Source organism: Kitasatospora aureofaciens (assembly GCF_019192735.1).
GTDB classification, from domain to species: domain Bacteria; phylum Actinomycetota; class Actinomycetes; order Streptomycetales; family Streptomycetaceae; genus Kitasatospora; species Kitasatospora aureofaciens_A.
Genome location: NZ_JAHTKP010000097.1, coordinates 1 through 21,622 on the forward strand (window position 1 = coordinate 1; position 21,622 = coordinate 21,622).

The window sequence follows — 21,622 nt, forward strand, 5'->3', positions numbered from 1 at the left end:
CCGCCTCCTACGCCGACCGCGTCGTCTTCCTCGCCGACGGCCGCATCGTCGACGAACTCCACACCCCCACCGCCGACACCGTCCTGGACCGCATGCGCCGCTTCGACGCCAAGGGCCGCACCAGCTAGCCGAAGCCCCCGTCCGAAGCGCCAACACCCCCGAGAATCACCAGGACTGACACCCACTCATGTATCGCACCGCACTGCGCAACGTGCTGGCCCACAAGGCCCGGCTGCTGATGACGACGCTCGCCGTCCTGCTCGGCACCGCCTTCGTGGCCGGCACGCTCGTCTTCACCGACACCCTCGGCAACGCGCTCAGGTCCCAGAGCGCCAAGAGCTACACCGACATCACCGTCACGGTCTCCGACCGGGGCGCCATCGGCCGGGGCTACGACCGCGGCGGCAGGACCGCCTCCGGGCCGACCCTCACCGAGGAGACCCGCAAGGCCGTCGCGGCCCTGCCGGGCGCCGCCGGGGCCCGCGGCGTGGTCAGCGGCTTCGCCGGCATCGCCGACAAGAAGGGCGCGCTGATCGGCAACGGCTTCTCCACCACCGGCACCAACTACGTGCCGGGCGCCGACGGCATCGACCCGCGCTACCCGCTGGTCGAGGGCCGCGGCCCGCACACCTCCGACGAGATCGCCCTGGACACCAGGACCGCCGACAAGGGCGGCTACAAGGTCGGCGACACCGTGCGCGTGGCCGTCAACGGCCCGGTCATGGAGCTCAAGCTCACCGGCACCCTGCACACCAACGACCCGCGCGTGGTCTCCGGCGGCTCGCTCGCCGCCTTCGACACCGCCACCGCCCAGCAGCTCTACCTGAGCCCGGGCCGCTTCGCCGAGCTGGACGTCAAGGGCAAGCCGGGCACGGACGACACCGCGCTGCTCGCCGCCGTCAAGCAGGCCGTCCCGCAGGGCGACGCCATCGAGGCGAAGACCGGCCGCGAACTCGCCGACGAGCAGGACCGGATGATCGCCGAGGGCACCAAGGGCCTGAGCACCGCGCTGCTGGCCTTCGCCGGCATCGCGCTGTTCGTCGGGATCTTCATCATCGCCAACACCTTCACCATGCTGGTCGCCCAGCGCACCCGGGAACTGGCGCTGCTGCGCGCCGTCGGCGCAAGCCGCAAGCAGATCACCCGGTCCGTCCTGGCCGAGGCGCTGCTGGTCGGCCTGACCGCCTCGGCGGCCGGTCTGCTCGCGGGCATCGGCCTCGCCGCCGGACTGCAGTCGCTGCTGAACGGCCCGTGGGACGCCAACCTGCCGGACGGCCCCCTGGTGGTCGCGCCGGGCACGGTGATCGCCTCGCTGGTGGTCGGCGTCGCGGTGACCGTGCTGGCCGCCTGGCTGCCGGCCCGCCGGGCCTCCCGGATTGCCCCGGTGGCGGCGATGACCTCGGTCGAGCAGCCGGCCACCCAGAAGAGCCTGGTGGTCCGCAACACGATCGGCCTGCTGTTCTCGCTGGCCGGCGCGGCCGGCCTGGCGGCGGGCGCGGGCTCCAAGGAGGTCAAGCTGGTGGGCCTCGGCGCGGGCGCGCTGCTGATCGGCGTGTTCGTGCTCACCCCGCTGCTGTCGCGGCCGCTGATCGGGCTGTTCTCCCCGCTGCTGCGCAAGCTGTACGGCACGCCCGGCAAGCTGGCCAAGGAGAACGCGATCCGCAACCCGCGCCGGACCGCCGCCACCGCCTCGGCGCTGACCATCGGCGTCACCCTGATCACCGCGCTGACCGTGGTCGGCGCCTCGGTGAACAAGGCCGTCGACAACGCCACCGCGAGCGACCTCAAGGCCGACTACACCGTGGCCATGGAGAACTACTCGATGCTCTCCCCCGACGTCGCCGCCCGGATCGCCAAGGCGCCCGGCGTCAGCGCGGTCAGCGCGATGCGCACCGTCCCGGTGGAGACCGGCCAGGGCGGCCGGAACGGCTCGGCCGGCTCGGATGGTTCGGCCGGCTCGGATGGTTCCGACAGCGAGTGGCTGACGGCGGTCGACGCGACCACCATCGACCAGTTGGCCACCATCAAGGTCAGGGACGGTTCGGCGGACGCCCTCAAGCAGGGCAAGCTGCTGGTGAGTTCGGGCACCGCCGAGCGCACCGGGTACAAGGTCGGCGACGTCCTCGCCGTCACCTACCCCGACGGCGTCAAGGGCTCGCTCACCGTCGGCGCCGTACTGGAGGCCAACACCTCCCTGGCCGGCATCGTCGCCCCCGAGAACGTGGTCGGCCCGCACGCCCTCCCCGGCACCGGACTGGACAAGGTCCTGGTGAAGGGCACCAACGGCGCGGACGAGAAGCTCAAGCAGGCGCTGCGGGACGCGACCGGCGGCAACCCGCTGATCGCGGTCAAGGGCGAGAAGGACATCAAGGCGGAGAACCGCCAGATGGTCACGGCCGTACTCAACATGATGTACGGGCTGCTCGGGATGTCCGTGGTGATCGCGGTCCTCGGCGTCGTGAACACGATGGCGATGTCGGTGTTCGAGCGCCGCCGGGAGATCGGCATGCTGCGGGCGATCGGCCTGGACCGCACGGGCATCGGCCGCATGGTCCGGCTGGAGTCGCTGCTGATCGCGCTGTTCGGCGGTGTGGTCGGGGTCGGGCTCGGCATCGTGGTCGCCTGGGCCGGCAACAGGACGCTCGCGGACTCGTTCAAGAACATGACGACCGTGGTGCCACCGGTGCAGATCCTCGGCTTCCTGGTCGCGGCCGCCGTGATCGGCCTGCTGGCCGCCCTCTGGCCGGCCCGCCGGGCCGCCCGGATGGACATCCTGGGCGCGATCAAGAGCGAGTAGGCCCGCACCGCGCGAGGAGCCCCGGACGGTTCGGCCGAACCGTCCGGGGCTCCGGCATGTGAATCGGTTCCACTCGGTGTCAGCGGAAATGAATCCGCCCCGCACGGCATCGGGTGCCGTGCGGGGCGGAACGGGGAGAACGGTCAGGCCGCGGGCCTTGGGGCGACGGCCTCGGCCCGGCGCCCGAACAGGCCGAAGAACACGGCCAGCGTCGGGACGAGGTAGAGCAGCCAGACCACCAGCTGGAGCACGGTCGGATCCGGCTGGAAGTTGAACACGCCCTTCAGCAGCGTGCCGTACCAACTGTCCTTGGGGATGGTGCTGCTGATGTCGAAGGCCAGGCTGTGCAGGCCGGGCAGCCAGCCAGCCTCCTGCAGGTCGTGCACGCCGTAGGCGAGGACACCGGCCGCGACGACGACCAGCATCGCGCCGGTCCAGGTGAAGAACTTGGCCAGGTTGATCCTCAGCGCGCCACGGTAGAACAGCCAGCCGAGCACCACCGCGGTGAGCAGGCCGAGCGCCGCGCCGATCAGCGGGTTGTAGCCGTCGCCGGTGGCCTGGACGGCCGACCAGATGAACAGCGCCGTCTCCAGGCCCTCGCGGCCGACCGCGAGGAAGGAGGTGACCACCAGCGCCGTGGTGCCCATGGCGATGGCCGCGTCCAGCTTGCCGTGCAGCTCGGTCTTCAGGTGCCGGGCGGTGCGGCGCATCCAGAACACCATCCAGGTGACCAGGCCGACCGAGATGACCGACAGGCTGCCGCCCAGCGCCTCCTGCGCCTCGAAGGTGAGCTGCGAGGAGCCGAACTGCAGCACGGCGCCGAACGCCATGCTGAGCACGACCGCCGAGCCGACGCCGGTCCAGACCGGCGGCAGCTTGTCCCGGCGGCCGGTCTTGACCAGGTAGGCGATCAGGATGCAGACGACCAGGCTGGCTTCGAGGCCTTCGCGCAGGCCGATCAGGTAGTTGCCGAACACGCGGGCTCCTGGGGGGTGGTGAGGTGGTACAGGGATCGCGGTCGGGCCGTCAGCCGAACAGGGCCTGGCCCCACCACTCCCCCGGCTTGCGGACGCCCGCCGGGCAGGCGAAGTGGGCGGAACCGACGTGCTGGATGTACTCGTTGAGCTTGTCGCTGCCGGCCAGCCGCTGCTGGAGCGGCACGAAGGCCCTGCGGGTGTCGCGCTGGTAGGCGAGGAAGAACAGGCCGGCGTCGAGGCGGCCGAGGCCGTCGGTGCCGTCGGTGAAGGAGAAGCCGCGGCGCAGGATCATCAGGCCGTTGTTGGCGTCCGGGTGGGCCAGGGCCACGTGCGAGTCGGCCGGCATCGCCTTGAGGTCCGGGTCGTCGTGCTCCTTGACCTTGCCGTACGGGGCGCCCTCGCCCTTGGTGCGGCCGAAGACGTCCTCCTGCTCCTTGAGCGAGGTGCGGTCCCAGGTCTCGATGTGCATCCGGATCCGTCGGGCGACCAGGTAGGAGCCGCCGGTCATCCAGTCGGGTCCGTCGCCCGGGGCGGCCCAGACGTGCTCGGCGAGCCGGGTGCCGTCGGTGCCCGCGATGTTGTGGGTGCCGTCCTTGAAACCGAGCAGGTTGCGCGGGGTCTGGGCGTCCGGGGTGGTGGAGGAGGTCTTGCCGAAGCCGAGCTGCGACCAGCGGATGCCGACGGTGCCCATGCCGATCCGAGCCAGGTTGCGGATCGCGTGCACGGCGACCTGCGGGTCGTCGGCGCAGGCCTGGACGCACAGGTCGCCGCCGCTGCGCAGCGGGTCGAGCTTGTCGCCCTTGAAGTTCGGCAGGTCGATCAGGGCTTCGGGGCGCTTGGCCTTCAGGCCGAAGCGGTCCATGCCGTCCTTCTCGAACAGACTCGGCCCGAAGCCGATGGTGAGGCTGAGCCGGGAGGCGGGCAGGCCGAGGGCTTCGCCGGTGTCGTCCGGCGGCGCCTCGGGCAGGCCGGTGGCGGCGCCGATACCGACCTCGCGGCCGCCGGTCATCGCGGCGGCCGCCTTGGTCCACTCCTTGAGCATCTTGACCAGCGACTCCCGGGTGGCCTTCTCCGAGACGTCGAACGCGGCGAAGTGCAGCCGGTCCTGGACGGGCGTGGCGATGCCGGCCTGGTGCTCGCCGTAGAAGGGCACCTCGGCGCCGGTCGCGGCGGCCGGCGCCGGGGCGGGGTCTTCCTGCCGGGTGGCCGCGGCGACCGAGCCGACGGCGGCGGCGCCGAGCGCAACGCCCGCGCCGGCCCAGCCGATGACGGCGCGCCGGCTGACGGTGCTCCCGGGGGTGGTGCTCCCGGAGGCGGTACCGCGGGAGTTGGTGGCGTCGGTACCGGCCGGCGTCCCGTTCTGCTGCTCGTTCTCGGCGTCCATCGGCGGGCGGGCCCTTCTCTGTGCTGACTCACCGATGCCGCGGCGGCCGGTTCGGGGCCGCCACGGCGTCGGTGGGGTGACTGCGTGTTCGGGATGCGGGAGGGGGTGGCTACTTGACGACCACGGCGGCGGCCAGCTTCGACAGCGGCTCGCCCAGCGAGTTGACCGCGTCGGAGAAGGTCTTGCGCTCGGCCTCGGCGACCTTGTCGTAGGAGGTGAAGGTGCCGTCGGCCTGCCGGTACTTGGCGAGCAGGGCCTGGATGGCGGCGAACTCGGAGTCCAGGGTCTTGGCCAGCTCGGGGTTCTTCTCGGCGGCGACCGGCTTCAGCAGGTCGTAGGCCTTCTGCGCGCCCTCGACGTTGGCGTGGAAGTCCGCCAGGTCGGTGTGGCTGTAGCGGTCCTCCTCGCCGGTGATCTTGTTGGTGGCGACCTCGTCCAGCAGCTCCTTGGCGCCGTTGGCCATGCTGGTCGCGGTGATCTCCGCCTGGGGGATCTTCTTCTGCCAGTCCTTGAGGTCGTTGACCAGCTGGTCGGCGAGCTTCTTCTCGTCGTCGCCGATCCGCGCGTCCGCCCAGAGCGACTTCTCCAGCTTGTGCCAGCCCGTCCACTGCTGCCCGGCCTCGACCTTGTCCTCGCGGGTGTCGGTCTTCGGGTCGACGTCGCCGAAGCTCTCGGCGACCGGCTCGGTGCGCTCCCAGCCGGTGCGCGAGGGGGCGTAGAGCGACTTGGCCTTCTCCAGGTCGCCCGCCTTGATCGCGGCGGCGAAGGCCTCGACGGCCGGGACGGTGGCGTCGGCCTGCTCCTGGGCGTACGCGCGGTAGGCGTCGACGGCGGCGGCCAGGCGCGGGTCGGCGGAGGCGGAGCTGCCGCCCTCGCCGGTCACGGTGATCTTCTGGCGGACGCCGTCGCCGACCATGCCGGGCTTGCAGGCGATCTCGTACGCGCCGGCCTTGATCTCGGCGTTGATGGTCGCCTTGGTGCCGGGGCCGATGTTCTCGCGCTCGGTGATGATCTTGTCGCCGTCGCCGTAGACATAGACCTCGGTGGTCTTCGAGCCCTTGTTGCTGATGTCCAGGACGACATGGCCGGCCGGGAAGCTGGTCTTCGAGACCTCGCACGCGGAGTCGGTGGCGTTGATCTTCACGGCGTCGCCGCCGCCCTCCTTGTCGTCCTTCTTCTCCGCGCAGCCGGCCAGGGTGGCGGTCGCGACGGCGAGGGTGAGCAGCGCGGCTGCGGTGGAACGGCGGCGGGCGGACATGCGGGCTCCAACGGAAAAGGGCATGGGTGTGCCATGACAGGTTCAAGCGCCGACCAAGCCGGCGCCACCTCTTTAGCTAAGGCATACCTTACGTAAGAATTCTTTACCGTCCACACCCGCCCCCTGGGTCCGTCACCGCCCGGGCGTACGACGGGCGGCCGCGCGGGCCGTCCAGCGGCCCTCGTGCCGGCTGATCCGGATCGGGTGGCCGAAGGTCGCGCTGATCAGCTCGGTGGTCATCACGTCGTCCACCGGCCCGGCCGCCAGGCACCCACCGTCCCTCAGCAGCAGCGCGTGGGTGGTGCTCTCCGGCAGCTCCTCCAGGTGGTGGGTGACCAGCACGCTGGCCAGCTCGGGGTGCTGGTGGCGCAGCAGGTCCAGGCTGTCGAGCAGCAGCTCGCGGGCCGTCAGGTCGAGCCCGGTGGCCGGCTCGTCGAGCAGCAGCAGGCGGGGGCTGGGCATCAGCGCGCGGGCGATCAGGGCCCGGCCGCGCTCGCCCTGGGAGAGCGTGGTCCACGGGGACTCGGCCATGGCGGTCATGCCGAGCGTCTCGATCAGCTGCTCGGCCCGGTCGAGCACCTCGGGGCCGGGCTTGCGGTGCCACTCCGGCTCGATGGTGTTGGTGTGCCCGGTGATCACCACCTCGCGGACGGTCAGCGGCGAGCGCAGCGGGTGGCGCGGATTGACGTGGCCCAGGTGGGCGCGCAGTTCACGGATGTCGACCCGGCCGAGCCGGCGGCCGAGCACGTCCACCTCGCCCCGGGTGGGGTGGGAGACCGCGCCGAGCAGGCCGAGCAGGGTGGACTTCCCGGCACCGTTGGCACCGAGCAGCGCCCAGTGCTCGCCGGGGTGGATGGCGAGGGTGATCCCGCGCAGCAGGTAGCGGCCGTCGCGGACGACGTCCACGTTGTTGGTGCGCAGCAGCGGGCCGGAGAAGGTGGGGTCGGGCGTGGTCATGGGGTGCACGGTACAACCGGTACGAACGGATCGTCACGGAGTGCTCAGATGCTGGATTCTCAGCGGTTCTCGGCCGTTCTCAGCGGTTCTCAGCGGTTCTCAGCGGTTCTCAGCGGTTCTCAGCTGGTGAACCCGACGTGGACGTGGTCGTGGTGGGTGTCGTCCGTGAAGAACTGGTTGCCGGGGCCCGGGATCGCCACCGGACCGCCCACGTTGTACGAACCGGCGGCGGCCGCGTCCCGCATGAAGGACTCGACCAGCTGCCGGGGCGTCGACGGGTCCACCACCGCCCGGCCGTCGATCCGCCAGACGTCGAAGGCCCGGCCCAGCGGATGGTCGCTGGGCCGGGTCGTGCCGAAGACGTCCAGCGGGTGCCCGGTCCGCACCACGCTCACCGACAGCGTGTAGGTGCCGGCGAGCTGCAGCATCGCGTGCAGCACGCTGTCGTGGACGGTGCCGCTGCGCAGGTCCGCCAGCGCCTCGGGCGGCAGCTCGATCCGCGACTGTGCCAGCACCTGGGCCACGGCCGGGGACGGCGCGGCGGCGGGCGGGCCCGGCTCGCCCGGGTGTAGCTCGGTGACGGTCCAGCGCGGCGCGGCGCGGCTGAGGCGGACGTCCACCGTGGCGCCGCCCGCGGCCACCGAGCCGTCCGGCTGCCGGGTCCACTGCCGGCAGACCACCAGCACGCTGGCCGAGTCGGCGAGGATCCCGCCGTACTGGGCGTCGATCACCTCCAGGCTCGCCTCCGGCGCGGCCGGGGCGAGCGGGCCGGCCTGGTCGGCGAGCCCCGGCGGCAGGCCGAGCGCCGCCACCCGGGCCCGGGCCGCCGCCGCGCCCTGGCCGCCGGGCGGCCAGGCGCCGAGCGCGGCGACCAGCTCGACGGCGCGACGCTTGACGTCCGGCTGCACCTCGGAGGGACCGGGCTGCCAGAGCGGGGGGTTGGGGAGCGGGGTGGGCGCCGCGGGCGGTGTCGCGGACGGCGTTGCGGACGGCGTTGCGGGCGGCGCCGTGGTCGGACCGGCATCCGAACTCGCCGCCACCACCGGCTGCTTGCCGCCACTCGTACACCCGGCCGCGCCGAGCACCAGCGCCGCAGCGCCCGCCCGCAGCACGTCACGCCGCCCGGCCGTCCGTCCGTCGTCTGCGTTCGTCACGCGGCCAGTATGTGGCGGCCACCCCTGGATCCGGCCGAGGCACCGCCCGACCGCACCGGGTGGCGGACGGGCCCGGGTACCACCTGGCCGTCCTCCGGGAGAGCCAGGACTTCTGGGACCCGTCCGGCCCCGGCGAGATCGCGGCGGCCTACAAGGAGTTCGCCCAACCCCACGCCCGCCGCAGCCCGCGGGCGTACAGCTGCGCGCCGTAGCCCCGGCGGTCGGACATCCGGGACGCACGGCCCGGCACGCCACCGGCCGTCAACCCCCTTTCCCCTCGTCAGCGCCCGTCGGCCACCGCCGCGAGCAGCACCTCCGCCGCCGCCGTCCGGGCGTACAGCACCGAGCGCCCCGCGCGGTGGGAACTCACCAGGCGGGCGTCGCGCAGGGCGGTCAGGTACTGGGAGACGGCCGAGGGTGACAGCCCTGTGCGGTGGGCGAGTTCGGTGGTGGAGGCCGGGGCGGCGAGTTCCAGCAGCAGGAGCGTGCGGGAGCGGCCGAGGACACCCGCGAGGGCCGTGCTCGACGCGGCCGGCCGGGCGGCCCACAGGGTGCCGATGCCGCGTGCCGGGTAGGCGAACTGCGGCGGGTCCGGCGGCGCCACCCGGGTGAACAGGCTCGGCCCGGTGAAGGCGGACGGGATCAGCAGCAGGCCCGCCCCCGCCGTCTGGCGGGACATCGGGCTCGGACGGCGGTCCAGCCGCAGTGCGCCCTCCGTCCACCGGACCTCGGCGTGCAGGTCGTTGAGGACGCTCGCCGCGCCGTGCTCGGCGGCCCGGCGGGCCCGGTGCAGCACGTCCGCGTCGAGGACGGCGCGGATGCGCGCCCAGTACGGCGCGAGCGCGAGGTCCCAGTACGCGTCGAGCGCCTCGGTCAGCCGGACCAGCCCCGTGGCCGGGTCGGCGTACAGCGCGCGCAGGCGCGGGCCGAGTTCCCCGTTGCCGTTCCGCATCCGGTCGAGGTCGCGCCGCACCCGCTCGGCGGGCGTGGCCCGGATCGCGGCCAGCTCCTCCGCCAGGGTGGGCGCGGGGCCGGCCGGGGCCGGGTTGATGAAGTCCGGGACATACCCGGCGGGCGGCACGATCTCGGCGAGCCAGCCCCGGTCGAGCCCGGCGGCGGCCACCCGGGGCCGCACCTGCTCCACCCACGGCCGGTGCACCGGGTGGGCGGCCCGCCCGGCCAGCAGCCGCAGGCTCGGCCCGACCTCCCACATCGGCGAGACGGCGAACCGCATGCTCGCCAGATCGCCCACCGTGAACGACAACTCCGCCGACATGTCCGCCGACATGACCCCGCCCCCGTGGATTCACACATTCCCGAATCATTGGCGGTCAGGCTAGTGCAAGTTCGATCATGTACTCCATGACTTCCGACCTCCCTGCCACGATCAACGCCGCCGCCTCCGGCACCTGGACGCTCGGCGACCGCACCGTCCACCGCATCGGCTTCGGCACGATGCGCCTCCCCCAGACCGGCCCCGCACTCACCCCCGACGCCGTCCCGCGCGACCGCGACCAGGCGATCGCCGTCCTGCGGCGCGCCGTCGAACTGGGCGTCAACCACATCGACACCGCCGCCTTCTACTTCTCCCCGCTGCGCTCCGCCAACGAGCTGATCAACCGCGCCCTCGCGCCCTACCCCGACGACCTGGTGATCGCCACCAAGGTCGGCCCCGCCCGCGGCCTCGACGGCTCGTGGGAGCAACACGCCCGCACCCCCGAGCGGCTGCGCGCGCAGGTCGAGGAGAACCTGCGCCAACTCGGCCGCGACCACCTCGACCTGGTCAACCTGCGCATCCTCGGCACCGACTCGATCGCCGAACGCTTCGGCGCCCTCGCCGAGTTGCAGAAGGCCGGCCTCATCCGCCACCTCGGCCTCTCCAACATCCGCCCGCACCACCTCGCCGAGGCCCGGGACATCGCCCCGGTCGTCTGCGTGCAGAACCCGTACGGCATCGGCGCCTCCGCCGAGCAGGACGAGGTGCTGCGCCTGTGCGGCGAGCAGGGCATCGCGTTCGTCCCCTTCTACGCCATCGCGGGCGCCGGCCGGGAACGCGGCACGGGCGCCGCGGGCACCGGTGAGCCGCCGCAGGTCGAGGCCGTCGCGAAGGCCCACGGGGTGAGCGCCGCCCAGGTCCGGCTGGCGTGGACCCTCCACCGCGGTCCGCACGTCCTCGCCATCCCCGGCACGGGCGACCTCGCCCACCTCGCCGACAACATCGCCGCCGGCGCCCTCCACCTCTCCGCCGACGACCTGGCCCTGCTGGACGCGGCCCACGCGGGCTGATCCTGCGCCAACTTGGTGGGTCCTATTCGAGGGTGACCGCCCGGGTGCCCGGGTCGAAGGCGGCGAAAGACTGCCGCCACTCGACCCCGCCCGGCCAGAGGTAGTCGACCTCGCCGAGGCCCGGCCGGTAGACGGCGGTGTAGACAGTGCCGAGGCCGTGCGCGTAGTCCCGCTGGTACAGCGGCGGGCGCAGCAACGCTGCGCGCACGGCCTCGGCACGTCCCGTGTCACGGAACCTGCCGTTCTCAGGGAAGCCGACATCTCATCTTGTGTGGGTCTCGGTGGTGCGTGTGGATCGATGCCCAGTGGGCCGACGCGAATCGCTCGCGCCTGACCGCCACGGCTTCGTTGGACCGGTGGGTCGCCCGGACGTCCCCAGCCTCAGGCCGGCCGGCGGGCCGTCATGCCGTGTTGAGCGCCGCCCCAACCTTCCGGGGGACCGCCGCGCCGGCGGACTCGGCAGCGCGGCGCCGGCGGTAGTAATGCACGGTGAGGATGCCGAGCAGCGGCCCCCAGGCCGCCAGCGGCCAGTACGCTCCGTAGAAGACGACGGCCCGCCAGCCATGCACGCCCACACCGGGGTTGGTGGCACCATCGACCCTGCGTCCGATGCTGATCATGGTCATCGAGTACGGCCAGAGCAGGGTGTTGAACGTCGCGCCGAGGCCGGCCGGGATGACCGCGGCAAGGATCGGGACCCGGCGGCCGCCCAGGCCCGGGATCCACCGGGGCCACACCTCGCCCCACTCGCTGACCAGACCGACCGCCAGGAACGCCAGGGCCTCGCTGACCAGGCTCAGCGCGATGACGTACCACCACTCGCCGCCGAACCAGGCCGGTGCCCGGTGGCCGTCGGTCGGGGCCTCCATCAGCGGTATCCGCAGGTCGACGCCCAGGATCCGCCAGAGGCCGGCAGGCAGCACGGTCAACGACGTCGCGTACGCGGCCCACACCGCCCAGCGGGGCACTCCCACTGCCGTCCGGCCGTGCAGCGTTGCCAGAATGGAGCGAGCCGTCATGGGGAATCCTCCTGGTCCGAACGCCCGATCGGTGCGGACAGTCGGGTTCGTCCGCCGATCCTGTGGGCAGTGCCTCGCTGAATCAAAGATCGCAGTGAGTGCAAGAGCGGCAAATCCGCCCTGAGAACGGAACGGCTCACCCTCGCGGGGGAGGCCGGCCCTTGAGGAGCGCGAGGAGCTCACCCGACTGCGCCGGCAGGCGCCGCCGACAGCGCCGACTTGCTGCTGGTACTTCCTCGACCGCGCCACGACCGAGGAGCGGGCGCGTGGTCCGGAGTCGGTGGTTATGCCCCTGGGCGGCCAGCGTCCCTCGTGGCCCTCAACGACATGCGGCATCTGCCCGCGGAGTTGTGCCGGACCGGCTTCCCGGCCGAACTCCGGCTCTGATCTCTGATCACGGTCGACAAGAATATACAGACCGGTCTACTGTTTCCCGCATGGGAGTCAAGGGCGAGGAGACCCGGGCCCGGCTGATCGCCGGCACGCGGGCACTGATCGAGGCGCAGGGCTACTTCGGCACCGGCGTCAACCACATCGTCACCGAGAGCGGGGCGCCGCGCGGCTCGCTCTACTTCCACTTCCCCGAGGGCAAGGACCAGTTGGTCGCCGCCGCACTCGTCCAGGCCGGACAGGAGATCGAGGACCTGCTCAAGGCCCTCGCCGCCGAGGGCGTCGACGCCGGGACGCTCGTCCGGCGCCTCACCGAGATCTTCGCCGCCCGCCTGACGCAGTCCGGGTACACCAAGGGCTGCCCGATCGCGACCGTCGCCCTCGAGGCCGCCGGCACCAACGAACCCCTGCGCGCCGTCTGCGCCGAGGTGTACGGGAGTTGGCAACGCGTCCTGGCCGACCGGCTGGAGGCCGAGGGCTTCGGCCCAGCCGAGGCCGACACCGCCGCCGGGCAGGCGCTCGCCCTGCTGGAGGGCGCGGTCCTGCTCGCCTCGGTCCGCCGCAGCCGCGAGCCGCTCGACCACGCCGAGCACGCGGTGCTGCACCTCATCGGCGCGAAGGCGCCTCGCTAAGCGCGCGGTGGGGCCGGTCGGTTCCGACCCCACCACGTCGTCTCTTCGCGCGCCCAGAAAATATACAGACCGGTCTACAGAAAATGGAGAGCGGCTCACCATGCCACTTCCAAGCACCCTCGTCCTCGGCGCCACCGGCTTCCTCGGCCGCTGGCTGGTCCTCGAACTCCTCACCCTCGGCGAGCCCGTCGCCGCCGCCGTCCGCGGCGGCCCCGGCACCGAGCACGACACCGGCCTCCGCCACTGGCTCCGCGCCCACGGCGCCGACGACACCGCCCTCACCACCGTCGCCGCCGACCTCACCCGCCCCGGCCTCGGCCTCTCCCCCGACGACGACGCCCTGCTCGCGGAGGTCCGCGACGTCCACAACCTCGCCGCCCGCTACGAGTTCGGCCTCACCCGCGCCCAGGCCCACCCCGCCAACGTCGACGGCGCCCTGCACGCCCTCCACTGGTCCGCCACCCGCCCCCACCTCCGCCGCCACGTCCACCTCTCCGGCTACCGCGTCGGCCGCGACCCCCGGCCCGTTCATCCGCTCCCGCCCCGCGAGACCGCAGCCCTCTACGCCCGCCTCGGCGCCTACGAGGCGTCCAAGCAACTCGGCGACGCCGCCGTACGCGTGACGGCCGGCCGGCTCGGCATCCCGCTCACCACCGTCAACCCCAGCAGCGTCATCGGCCACTCGACCACCGGCGAGGCCGGCCAGTACCTCGGCCTCGCCCAACTCGTCCGCCAACTCCACCGCGGCCGCCTCCCGCTGCTCCCCGGCACCCGCCGAACGTTCCTCCCCGTCGTCACGGTCGACCACCTGGCCCGCTTCCTCGCCGCCGTCCCCGCCCACGACCAGGCACCCGTCCAGTCCCACACCGTCCTCGATCCCGACACCCCCCTCCTCCCCGACCTCATTGCTCTCCTCGCCACCCACCTCGGCGTCCGCCCACCCCGCGGCCTCATCCCTGTCCCCGTCGTCCGCCGCCTCCCCCGGGCCCTCACCGGCGCCGACCCGGAGACGCTCACCTTCCTCTCCGAAGACCGCTACGACACCACTTCCGCCGACCACCTGGCCACCGCCGCCAACCTCACCCACCCACCCGTAACGAACGCCCTCCGCACCTGGTCCACCCGCCTGGTCGCCGACAACTTCGGCACCGGCACATAGAAAGCCGTCCCACCCGACTCCCCACGCCCACCGACCACTCCGCACCCACCCATGGCCGCCCACCTCCGCACCCCTCCCACACAGAAAGTCGACCCACCCGACTTCCCGCGCCCACCGGCCGCCGCTGGGCCTGCAATTCCGCCGGGTAGGACCATGTCGAGCGCCACGCCCGCCGCATCACCGTCGAGACGTCCGCTGGGGCGGCGGTTTCCATGGGGGCGACCCGGCCGGCCTCCCGCGCCCGGCGATCAATCCGCTCGCAGGGGCGATTCGTGCGGTGCGAGACTGCCGGGCATGACTGCATCCGACCTCAGCGAGCTCGACTACCTCCGCGAGATAGAGCGTCTCTCGCTCTCGCTGACGGTTCGTCAGTTTCCCCACATTCCCGAGGTGAACGAGGGATCGCGGGAGAGAACCGTCAGGCCGACTCGAACGCGAGCACCGTCCAGTGGACGCCGGGCCGGGCGTGGAGGTCCGCGCGGGCGGTGCGGTGGAGGAGACGGAGGCGGTGGGTCGCGGCGAGGGTGATGGTCTCGTCGGGCGGGACGTCGAACATGCGGCGGCCAGACGGGACGAGCCCGTGCCGGAGGGAGAGGACGACGCGCCCGCCGGGGGCGAGGACGCGGGCGAGGGCCTGCATGGCGGGCGGTCGTTCGGCAGGGGCCAGGTGCATCCAGACGGCGGTCAGGAGGACGAGATCGAAGCGCGCGGCGCCCAGCGACGGAAGCGCGGGAAGGGCGTCGTCGACCCAGCGGATGCCGGAGTCCGCGTGCAACTGCTCGCCGATGCGGCGGAGTTCGGGGGTCGGCTCGGCGGCGACGACGGGGTGGCCGAGGGCGGCGAGGGCCGCCGCGTCGCGGCCGGTGCCGGCGCCGATGTCGAGGACGGCGGCGGGTGGCTGCGGGAACAGGTGGAGCATGTCGCGGTGGACGTCGGCGAAGGCGACGCTCTCGTACTGGACGGCGAGCGCGTCCGCCTCGGCGCCGTAACCGGCGTTGCTGGCCCGGCCGTTCAAGTCGTCCAAGTCGTCCAAGCCATCCACCTCGTTCAACTCGTCCAAGCGGTCGACCTCGTTCAACTCGTTCAACTGCTCCGCTTTCACCTCGTTCGGACCGTTCACGCGGACTCCAGCATGATCACCGCGTCGCCGGCCGCCGCCGCGCCCGCGAAGAAGTCGCGCAACTCCCGCAGGTCGGCGACCACCTCGGCGGCGAGGGCCTCGGACCAGGGCGTGGCGTAGCCGAGCGCGGCGACCGTGCGGGCGAGCACGGTGTCCTGTTGGCGCACCAGTTCGCCGAGGGCCGAGCCGCGCAGGAACGCGGAGGCGACGGCCACCTGGTCGGGGCGGAGGACGAGCAGGTCGGGCTCGCCCTCCGAGCGGCGCGCGCTGCGTTCGGTGCGTTCGGCGCGTCCACCGCCGTAGACGGGCAGGCGGGCCGCCGGGTCGGGGTGCAGGCCGTTCTCGGTGAGGGCCAGTTGCATCAGGTAGGCGTGCCGCCGCACGCCCAGGGCCAGCCCGGCGGCGGTCAGCTCGGCGAAGCGGTCGTCGTACCGGGTGGGCACGAGCTCGCCGAGCTCACGCGGCGAACTCGCGTCGACGGCCGGTCCGGGCAGGCGCCGCCAGTAGTGGTCACTCACCCGGACAGCCTAATACCGAGCGCTCAGGCCTCGCCGGGGTGCCAGGCGGGCCACTCCCAGGGGCGGTCGGCCCAGTGGACGCGGACCGGATCACGCGGGTCGAGGTCGGGGAACAGCTGGTGGATCCGGGGCTCGAACTCCTCGGGCGCCAGGGGCTCCCAGCCGTGGCCCTCGAAGTGGACCAGCCGGTAGCGGCTGTCGGTGCGGAACTCGGCGATCTCGACCAGGGGCTTGGACGTGCTGTTGATCTCCATGCCCCCAAGCATGTGGCGCGGCGGCAATCGGCGCCCGTCCAGAACCCTCTTCCGGGTCATGTCCCGGCGTCGGCCCGCTCGTTGAGCACGGGGGCTCGTTGAGCACGGCACACGGTACGGCGGGGGTCGGACAGCAGGAGGACATCGACATGACTGGGCAGCCCACCGGCGGGCAGTGGCAGTGGCCGCAGCAGGCCTGGCAGCCGCCACCGGTACCCGCCCCTCCCCCGACCGGGCCGGCCTACACGTCCGTCCCGCCGCCTGCGCCCGACCCGGCCCCGGCCCCGCGGCGGTCGCGGAAGGCGTGGGCCGCCGCGGCGGTGGGGACGGTCGCCGTGCTGGGGTCCGTCCTGGCGATGTGCGGGCCGGGAGCGGGCGACGAGGCGTCGGTGGTGGCGCTGCCGCAGGCCACCTCGCCGACGCCGTCCGTCCCGGCGGCCCCGGACCTGCTGCCGGTCTCGCCGCCCGCGGCCACGCCGGCGCCGTCCCCGCTGCCGGCCCCGACCCCCGCGGGCGGCCAGTCGGCACCGGCTACGGGGACCGCGACGGACGAGGAGCCCGCCGGGGCGGAACATGCCGCGAGCCCGCGCCCGAGGCCGGGCCACACCCCGCGCTCCGCAGCACCCCGCACGAAGCCCGCCCCGCACAGCCCGGCCCCGCCCCCCGCGGCCCAGGGCCGGGGCGACGGCACGACGTTCCCGACGCTCGGCCCGGGCTCGATCTGCGACCAGGCCGAACGGATCGGCCGCTGGCCCGCCGACTCGGAGCAGGCCCGACTCTGCCGCAGCATCTACGGCTAGAGCCCCCGCCGCCAGCCGAGACGGCCCGCCACCGATCCTCGGACCGGACCCTACGACGGCCCCGCGCCACCTCACCCCGCCCTCAGCAGCCCCTTGTCCAGGCGCGGGGCCAGCACACGGGCGAGGGTGTCCGTGATGTGCCCGGTGTCCCGGTACAGCACGACGCCTTCCAGCACCGCCGGGCAGTCCGGCCCGCTGCCCGGGCACAGCAGCGGGCCGACGTCGACGACCCGCACCCCGTAGCGGGCCGCGAGGCCGCCGTCCAGCATCGGGTCGGCTTCGAAGGCCGTGTGGCGCGGGAAGAAGCAGGCGTCGGAGCGGCCGTCGGAGGCGGCGAGGCAGGTGGGGATGTCCTTGCCGGGCATCGGGGTGTCGCCGAGGTAGGCGAGGGGTGCGCCGGTGGCGGCGAGGCGGTCGAGGGTGCGGCTCCAGCCCTGGGTGCGTTCCTCCCGGGTGCCGTAGCGGTTGAGGCCGGCCATGACGACGAGGCGCGGTTTGGGGCCGGTGGCGAGCCGGGTGAGGGTGTTCTCGCGCCAGCGGTCGCATTCGTCGAAGGTGCGGCCGAGGACGTTGTTGCGCACGGTGAGGGTGGCCAGCGGGCAGCCGGGCTTGACCAGGACCTCCAGCGCCCAGTGCCGCTGCTCGGCGAAGGCGATGCCGGCGGAGATCCACTGCCCGGCGTGCGAGTCGCCGAGCAGGACGATCCGGTCGGGGCTGTTCGTGTCGCCGAAGAGGCAGCGCGGGCTGGTGTCGGCGTTGAGCGGGATCTCGCAGCCCTTGCCGGGCGGGAAGTCCTCCCGGGCGCGGGCGAGCGAGGGGGTCAGGCCGGTGACCCGGGTGCCGGGGGCGAGCAGGCTCGGCCCGTCCACGGCGCCGGCGGGGGCGACGGACGGGGTGTCGGCGGCGCCGAGGGCGCGGACGGTGCCGCCGCCGAGGGTGAGCCCGGCGATCAGCGGGATGACGAGGGCGCTGGCGCCGACGGCGAGGCCGCGGCGCGGGGCCGGGCTGCTGCCGTACCGCAGCGGCTGTTCGACGAGGCGCATGGCGAGCCAGGCGGGCAGCGCGCTCGCCGCGACCAGCGCCAGCAGGGTGGTCCAGGGCAGGGTGCCGTAGCGGGCCTGGGCGATGGTCAGGACGGGCCAGTGCCACAGGTACCAGGCGTACGAGAGGCGCCCGGCGGCGCGCAGCGGGCGGGTGGCGAGCAGTCGCCCGGCGTCGGTGGCGGTGAGCGCGCGGCCGGGTCCGGCGAGCAGGACGGCGGCGGCGCCGAGGACGGGCAGCAGTGCGGCGGTGCCGGGGAAGGGGGTGTTGCGGTCGTACAGGAAGATCGGTACGACGACGGCCGCGAGGCCGCCCCACCCGAGCAGCCGGAGCGCCCGGTCCACCCGTCGGCCGGCGGCCAGTCCGGCGAGCAGCGCCGCGCAGGCACCGGCCGCGAACTCCCAGAGCCGACTCGCCGTCGAGAAGTAGGCGAACGGCGCGGAGGTCTGCGTCCACCGGATGCACAGCACCAGCGAGACGCCGCCGACGGCGACCGTCGCGAGCGAGATCCCGAGGGTGCGGCGGCGCCCGTGCAGGTAGCGGGCGAGGCCGAGCAGCAGCACGCCCCACAGCAGGTAGAACTGGTTCTCCACGCCGAGCGACCAGAAGTGCTGGAGCGGGCTGGGGTCGTGTTCGGCGGCGAGGTAGTCGGTCTGCCGGCCGACGAACCGCCAGTTGGCGTACTGCCCGGCGGCGGCGATCAGGTCGCGGGCGAGGTCGGTGCCGCGCAGCGGGTCGAGCAGGGCGCCGCCGGCGGCCGCAGTGGCGACGAGCACCACGGCGGCGGCGGGCAGGATGCGGCGGGCGCGCCGGGCGAGGAAGTCGACGAGCCCGAGCGGACGGCCCACCAACAGGCCGGTGATCAGGAAGCCGGAGATGACGAAGAAGATGTCGACGCCGACGTAGCCGCCGGTGAAACCGGGCACGGCGGCATGGAAGGCGAGGACGGAGAGGACGGCGATGCCGCGCAGCCCCTCGATGTCGGGGCGGAAGGCGGCCCGCTGACGTGGTTCCGGATCGGCCACCTCGGAGGCCCCGCGCCGGTCGGGCGCGGCCCGGCGGTCGACCCGGACGACGCCGGGCAGCAGGAGGTCGGACGAGGCGGTGGTCGGCGGTTCGGCGCTCGACGGTGGGACGGCCGTGGGCACAGGGTGCTCCTTGCAGGGCTGGCAGCGGTGGTCGGGGCCGCCGGGCCGATGGGGCGGCCGGGCAGCGGGTCCGCGCCGGTGGGGCGACGCGCAAGGAAGACGCGAGAGGGTGCAGACGCGAGAGGGTGCAGACGCGAGGAAGAGCAGACGCAAGAGAGGCCAGAGCGAAAAGCAGGTCGTCAGAAGACCAGCGGGTCCGCCCAGCCCGACGCCAGCAGCCCGCAGAGCAGCAGCACGGCGGTAACGGCGACGGCTTCCGCCCGGCCGAAGCCCAGGTCCAAGCCCAGGCCGAGGCCCAGGTCGGAGCGGCGCCGCGCGGGCGGGGCGACTTCGGCGACGGCGGCTCCGTTGCCGCCGCGCAGCAGGGGCCACAGGGCCCGGATGAGCGGGATTACGCTGTACGCGGTGAGCGCGAGCAGGGCGGTGAGCGCCCAGTACGGCTGCCAGCCGTGCTCCAGCGCGGCCCGGACGAGCCCGGCAGCCCCGGCGAGGACGACGAACCCGAGCCACCAGACGCCGATCCGGGCGACCGCCCGGGCCAGCGAACTGCCGCCGAAGACCGCGCCGGTGGGCACCCAGTCGGCGCTGCGCCGGCGCAGCGCGTGCGCGATGGCGACCATGTGGCAGAGCCCGCCCAGGAGTTGGACCCGGGTGACCTCGAAGCGCCAGCGGGTGCGGGACATCGCGGGCAGCAGCACCAGCGCGACCCAGATCGGCGGCAGGAACGGCAGCACCTGCCAGGGCTCGATCTCCTCGGGGGCGAAGAACAGCATGATCAGGGCGGGCAGCGGCACGGCGAAGACGTTCACCGCGCTGGTGACGTAGCCGAGGATGCCGTTCCAGAAGCAGAGCCGGGCGGAGCGGGAGAGCGGCCCCCGGCGGAAGCCCGGGTCGCGGACCAGGGCGAGGGAGCCGAGGCACCAGCGGTACTGCTGGCTGATGAAGGCGGGCAGGCCGGTGGGCGACATGCCCTTGGCGACCAGGGCGGGCACGTACCGGGTGGTCCACCCGGCGCGGGCGAGCGAGAGGCCGGTGTAGAGGTCCTCGCTGTGGTCGATCTCCGCGAAGCCGCCGACGCGTTCGAGGGCGGCGCGTCGGTAGAGGGCGTTGGTGCCGCAGCAGACGGTGCCGTCCCGGGCGTCCCGGGAGGGCTGGATCCAGCGGTAGAAGATCTCCTGGGTGGCTCCCGCGGCGCGTTCGAGCCAGGACATGTCGGCGTCGGTGTCGAAGCACTGCGGGCTCTGCACGATGCCGACCTCGGGGGTGTCGAGGTAGGGCACCAGGTGGTGCAGGAAGTCGGGGCGCGGGCAGAAGTCGGCGTCGAGGACGGCGATGATCTCGCCGTTGCCCTCGGCGAGGCCGTGGTTGAGGTTGCCGGCCTTCTTGAACCGGCCGCGGTCGGGGCGGGCGCGGTACCGGAAGCCGTAGGACTCGGCGAGTTCGCGCACCTCGGGGCGGGCGGCGTCGTCGAGGACGAGGACGGTGAGTTCGCCGGGCCAGCGGACGGCGGCGGTGTGCCGGTAGGCGTTGTCGAGGACGGCCAGCGGTTCGCCGGCGGTGGGCAGCAGCAGGTCGACGCTCGGGTGGCGGACGGGCTGCCAGGCGCGCATCAGCAGGTCGTGCGAGTCGCGCGTGTAGCGGCGGGCGCGCTGGCCGTCGGTGAGCGAGAGCAGCCAGGTGGCCGCGTTGAGCACGGTGAGCAGGAGGAACGGCCAGAGCAGCGGCCGGCTGAGCGCGAAGAGGCCGAGCGTGGCGGTGGCTCCGGAGTAGGAGAGGGTGGCGCAGAGCAGCACCCAGCGGCGCTGCGGACCGAAGTACCAGTAGAGCTCCTCGTCGTCGGGCGGGCCGGGGAGTCGGAGGTCGGGGTCCGCGGGTGTCCGGCGCGGACCGGTGTCGGGTGCGGGCATGGCGGTGCCATGGAGTACGGGCATGCGGAAGTGGCCCCCCTGGGCGTGGGACAGAACGTGGCCGTTCGAGCCTCAGCCTCTCACATTGGCCTAGACCAATCATGAACGCGGTATGACATCTCCACATCCGTGCCGGTCAGGGACTTTGACGGATCATCACCCGTCGAGTGATCATGGATCCGCTCACAACAAAGCGCCCATGGACGCACCTTGAGGCACGTCCATGGGCGCTTCCGTCCCAGGTCAGGCCTCGCCCACCGGCCCGGCCAGGCGCTTGATCAGCGTCTCGAAGCGGAGATCCGGCCGCCGCGGGATGCCGAAGCGCTCGTCGCCGTACGGGAACGGGGTGTAGATCCCGGTCCGGCGGAAGCCGCAGCGCTCGTACCAGGCGATCAGGTCGGCGCGCTGCTCGATCACCGCCATCTCCAGCGCGGCCACGCCCCACTCCCGGCCGGCCAGCCGCTCGGCCTCGGCCAGCACGGCCCGGCCCAGGCCGCCGCCCTGGAGGCCCGGGCGCACCGAGAACAGGCCGAAGTAGGCGCGGTCGCCGCGATGCTCCAGCTGGCAGCAGGCGAGCAGTTCGCCGTCCCGCTCGACGACCAGGACGACCCCGTCCGGGTGGCCGATCGCGGCGGCGACGCCCTCGGCGTCGGTGCGCTGCCCGTCGAGCAGGTCGGCCTCGGTGGTCCAGCCCGCCCGGCTGGCGTCGCCGCGGTAGGCGGACTCGATGAGTTCGACGAGCGCGGGCACGTCCGCGGCGGTCGCCGGACGGAAGGCGGGTGGTCGGGTGGTGTCGGTCATGGGGTGAGTCCCTTCGTACG

Annotated in this window: 20 protein-coding genes and 1 pseudogene; 7 read left to right on the forward strand and 14 right to left on the reverse strand. The window is 73.4% G+C overall.

The window, feature by feature from the left end; translation table 11 throughout:
• Both KV557_RS43780 and KV557_RS39360 read left to right on the forward strand, forming a co-directional pair.
• Nucleotides 1-128 (forward strand): annotated as a pseudogene (locus KV557_RS43780) (ABC transporter ATP-binding protein); the annotation flags it as partial.
• A 59-nt stretch (nt 129-187) separates the two neighbouring features.
• Nucleotides 188-2,797 (forward strand): ABC transporter permease, encoded by a 2,610-nt coding sequence (locus tag KV557_RS39360; protein ID WP_218206713.1) that lies wholly within the window; start codon nt 188-190, stop codon nt 2,795-2,797.
• A 143-nt stretch (nt 2,798-2,940) separates the two neighbouring features.
• Here the strand turns inward: KV557_RS39360 and efeU are convergent, their stop codons facing one another.
• From efeU to KV557_RS39385, 5 genes are all read right to left on the reverse strand, one after another.
• Nucleotides 2,941-3,774 carry an iron uptake transporter permease EfeU gene (efeU, locus tag KV557_RS39365; RefSeq protein WP_218206715.1) on the reverse strand — a complete coding sequence of 278 codons (834 nt, stop codon included), beginning with the start codon at nt 3,772-3,774 and terminating at the stop codon, nt 2,941-2,943.
• Nucleotides 3,775-3,823: 49 nt separating this feature from the next.
• Entirely contained in the window at nt 3,824-5,158 is a 1,335-nt protein-coding gene (efeB, locus tag KV557_RS39370; RefSeq protein ID WP_218206717.1) for an iron uptake transporter deferrochelatase/peroxidase subunit, read from the reverse strand.
• Nucleotides 5,159-5,267: 109 nt separating this feature from the next.
• A complete protein-coding gene (gene efeO, locus KV557_RS39375; protein WP_218206719.1) occupies nt 5,268-6,416 on the reverse strand; it encodes an iron uptake system protein EfeO in 1,149 nt (382 codons plus the stop codon).
• Nucleotides 6,417-6,548: 132 nt separating this feature from the next.
• Entirely contained in the window at nt 6,549-7,373 is an 825-nt protein-coding gene (locus KV557_RS39380; RefSeq protein WP_218206721.1) for an ABC transporter ATP-binding protein, read from the reverse strand.
• A 119-nt stretch (nt 7,374-7,492) separates the two neighbouring features.
• A complete protein-coding gene (locus KV557_RS39385) occupies nt 7,493-8,527 on the reverse strand; it encodes a hypothetical protein (protein WP_308130290.1) in 1,035 nt (344 codons plus the stop codon).
• Between the two features lie 59 nt (nt 8,528-8,586).
• On the opposite strand from KV557_RS39385, the gene KV557_RS39390 reads away from it, so the two are divergent.
• The gene (locus KV557_RS39390; RefSeq protein ID WP_218206723.1) at nt 8,587-8,739 is read left to right on the forward strand and encodes a hypothetical protein; all 153 of its coding nucleotides are present in this window, start codon (nt 8,587-8,589) and stop codon (nt 8,737-8,739) included.
• Nucleotides 8,740-8,807: 68 nt separating this feature from the next.
• Here the strand turns inward: KV557_RS39390 and KV557_RS39395 are convergent, their stop codons facing one another.
• Nucleotides 8,808-9,815 carry a DUF5937 family protein gene (locus KV557_RS39395; RefSeq protein ID WP_256178640.1) on the reverse strand — a complete coding sequence of 336 codons (1,008 nt, stop codon included), beginning with the start codon at nt 9,813-9,815 and terminating at the stop codon, nt 8,808-8,810.
• Between the two features lie 65 nt (nt 9,816-9,880).
• Here KV557_RS39395 and KV557_RS39400 point away from each other — a divergent pair, with 65 nt between their 5' ends.
• Nucleotides 9,881-10,813 carry an oxidoreductase gene (locus KV557_RS39400; protein ID WP_374106727.1) on the forward strand — a complete coding sequence of 311 codons (933 nt, stop codon included), beginning with the start codon at nt 9,881-9,883 and terminating at the stop codon, nt 10,811-10,813.
• 22 nt (nt 10,814-10,835) lie between these two features.
• On the opposite strand, the gene KV557_RS39405 is transcribed toward KV557_RS39400, so the two are convergent.
• A complete protein-coding gene (locus KV557_RS39405; protein WP_218206727.1) occupies nt 10,836-11,021 on the reverse strand; it encodes a hypothetical protein in 186 nt (61 codons plus the stop codon).
• A gap of 193 nt (nt 11,022-11,214) precedes the next feature.
• Nucleotides 11,215-11,832, reverse strand: coding sequence for a hypothetical protein (locus KV557_RS39410; protein ID WP_218206729.1), 618 nt, complete (start codon nt 11,830-11,832; stop codon nt 11,215-11,217).
• 437 nt (nt 11,833-12,269) lie between these two features.
• Between KV557_RS39410 and KV557_RS39415 the strand changes: the two genes are divergently transcribed.
• Nucleotides 12,270-12,854: a TetR/AcrR family transcriptional regulator gene (locus tag KV557_RS39415; protein ID WP_218206731.1), complete on the forward strand. Its 585-nt coding sequence runs from the start codon at nt 12,270-12,272 to the stop codon at nt 12,852-12,854.
• Between the two features lie 100 nt (nt 12,855-12,954).
• A complete protein-coding gene (locus KV557_RS39420) occupies nt 12,955-14,013 on the forward strand; it encodes an SDR family oxidoreductase (RefSeq protein ID WP_218206733.1) in 1,059 nt (352 codons plus the stop codon).
• A gap of 418 nt (nt 14,014-14,431) precedes the next feature.
• On the opposite strand, the gene KV557_RS39425 is transcribed toward KV557_RS39420, so the two are convergent.
• Genes KV557_RS39425 through KV557_RS39435 form a run of 3 tightly spaced genes read right to left on the reverse strand, consistent with a single transcriptional unit; the run spans nt 14,432 to nt 15,905 of the window.
• Nucleotides 14,432-15,133, reverse strand: coding sequence for a class I SAM-dependent methyltransferase (locus tag KV557_RS39425; RefSeq protein ID WP_308130291.1), 702 nt, complete (start codon nt 15,131-15,133; stop codon nt 14,432-14,434).
• Nucleotides 15,130-15,651, reverse strand: coding sequence for a hypothetical protein (locus KV557_RS39430; protein WP_218206735.1), 522 nt, complete (start codon nt 15,649-15,651; stop codon nt 15,130-15,132). The genes KV557_RS39425 and KV557_RS39430 overlap by 4 nt, the downstream gene beginning before the upstream one ends.
• Before the next feature lie 23 nt (nt 15,652-15,674).
• Nucleotides 15,675-15,905: a hypothetical protein gene (locus KV557_RS39435; protein ID WP_218206736.1), complete on the reverse strand. Its 231-nt coding sequence runs from the start codon at nt 15,903-15,905 to the stop codon at nt 15,675-15,677.
• Between the two features lie 149 nt (nt 15,906-16,054).
• Between KV557_RS39435 and KV557_RS39440 the strand changes: the two genes are divergently transcribed.
• Complete coding sequence (locus KV557_RS39440) at nt 16,055-16,705, forward strand: hypothetical protein (RefSeq protein WP_218206738.1); 651 nt, start codon at nt 16,055-16,057, stop codon at nt 16,703-16,705.
• 71 nt (nt 16,706-16,776) lie between these two features.
• Here KV557_RS39440 and KV557_RS44300 read toward each other — a convergent pair whose 3' ends face one another.
• The 3 genes from KV557_RS44300 to KV557_RS39455 all read right to left on the reverse strand — a co-directional run bounded on the left by KV557_RS44300 (nt 16,777) and on the right by KV557_RS39455 (nt 21,602).
• Nucleotides 16,777-18,894, reverse strand: a complete 2,118-nt coding sequence (locus KV557_RS44300; RefSeq protein ID WP_218206740.1) for an acyltransferase family protein — start codon at nt 18,892-18,894, stop codon at nt 16,777-16,779.
• Between the two features lie 179 nt (nt 18,895-19,073).
• Nucleotides 19,074-20,825 carry a glycosyltransferase family 2 protein gene (locus KV557_RS39450; protein WP_308130292.1) on the reverse strand — a complete coding sequence of 584 codons (1,752 nt, stop codon included), beginning with the start codon at nt 20,823-20,825 and terminating at the stop codon, nt 19,074-19,076.
• Between the two features lie 219 nt (nt 20,826-21,044).
• On the reverse strand, nt 21,045-21,602 hold the full coding sequence (locus tag KV557_RS39455) for a GNAT family N-acetyltransferase (protein WP_218206751.1): 558 nt from the start codon (nt 21,600-21,602) through the stop codon (nt 21,045-21,047).
• Nucleotides 21,603-21,622 lie beyond the last annotated feature (20 nt).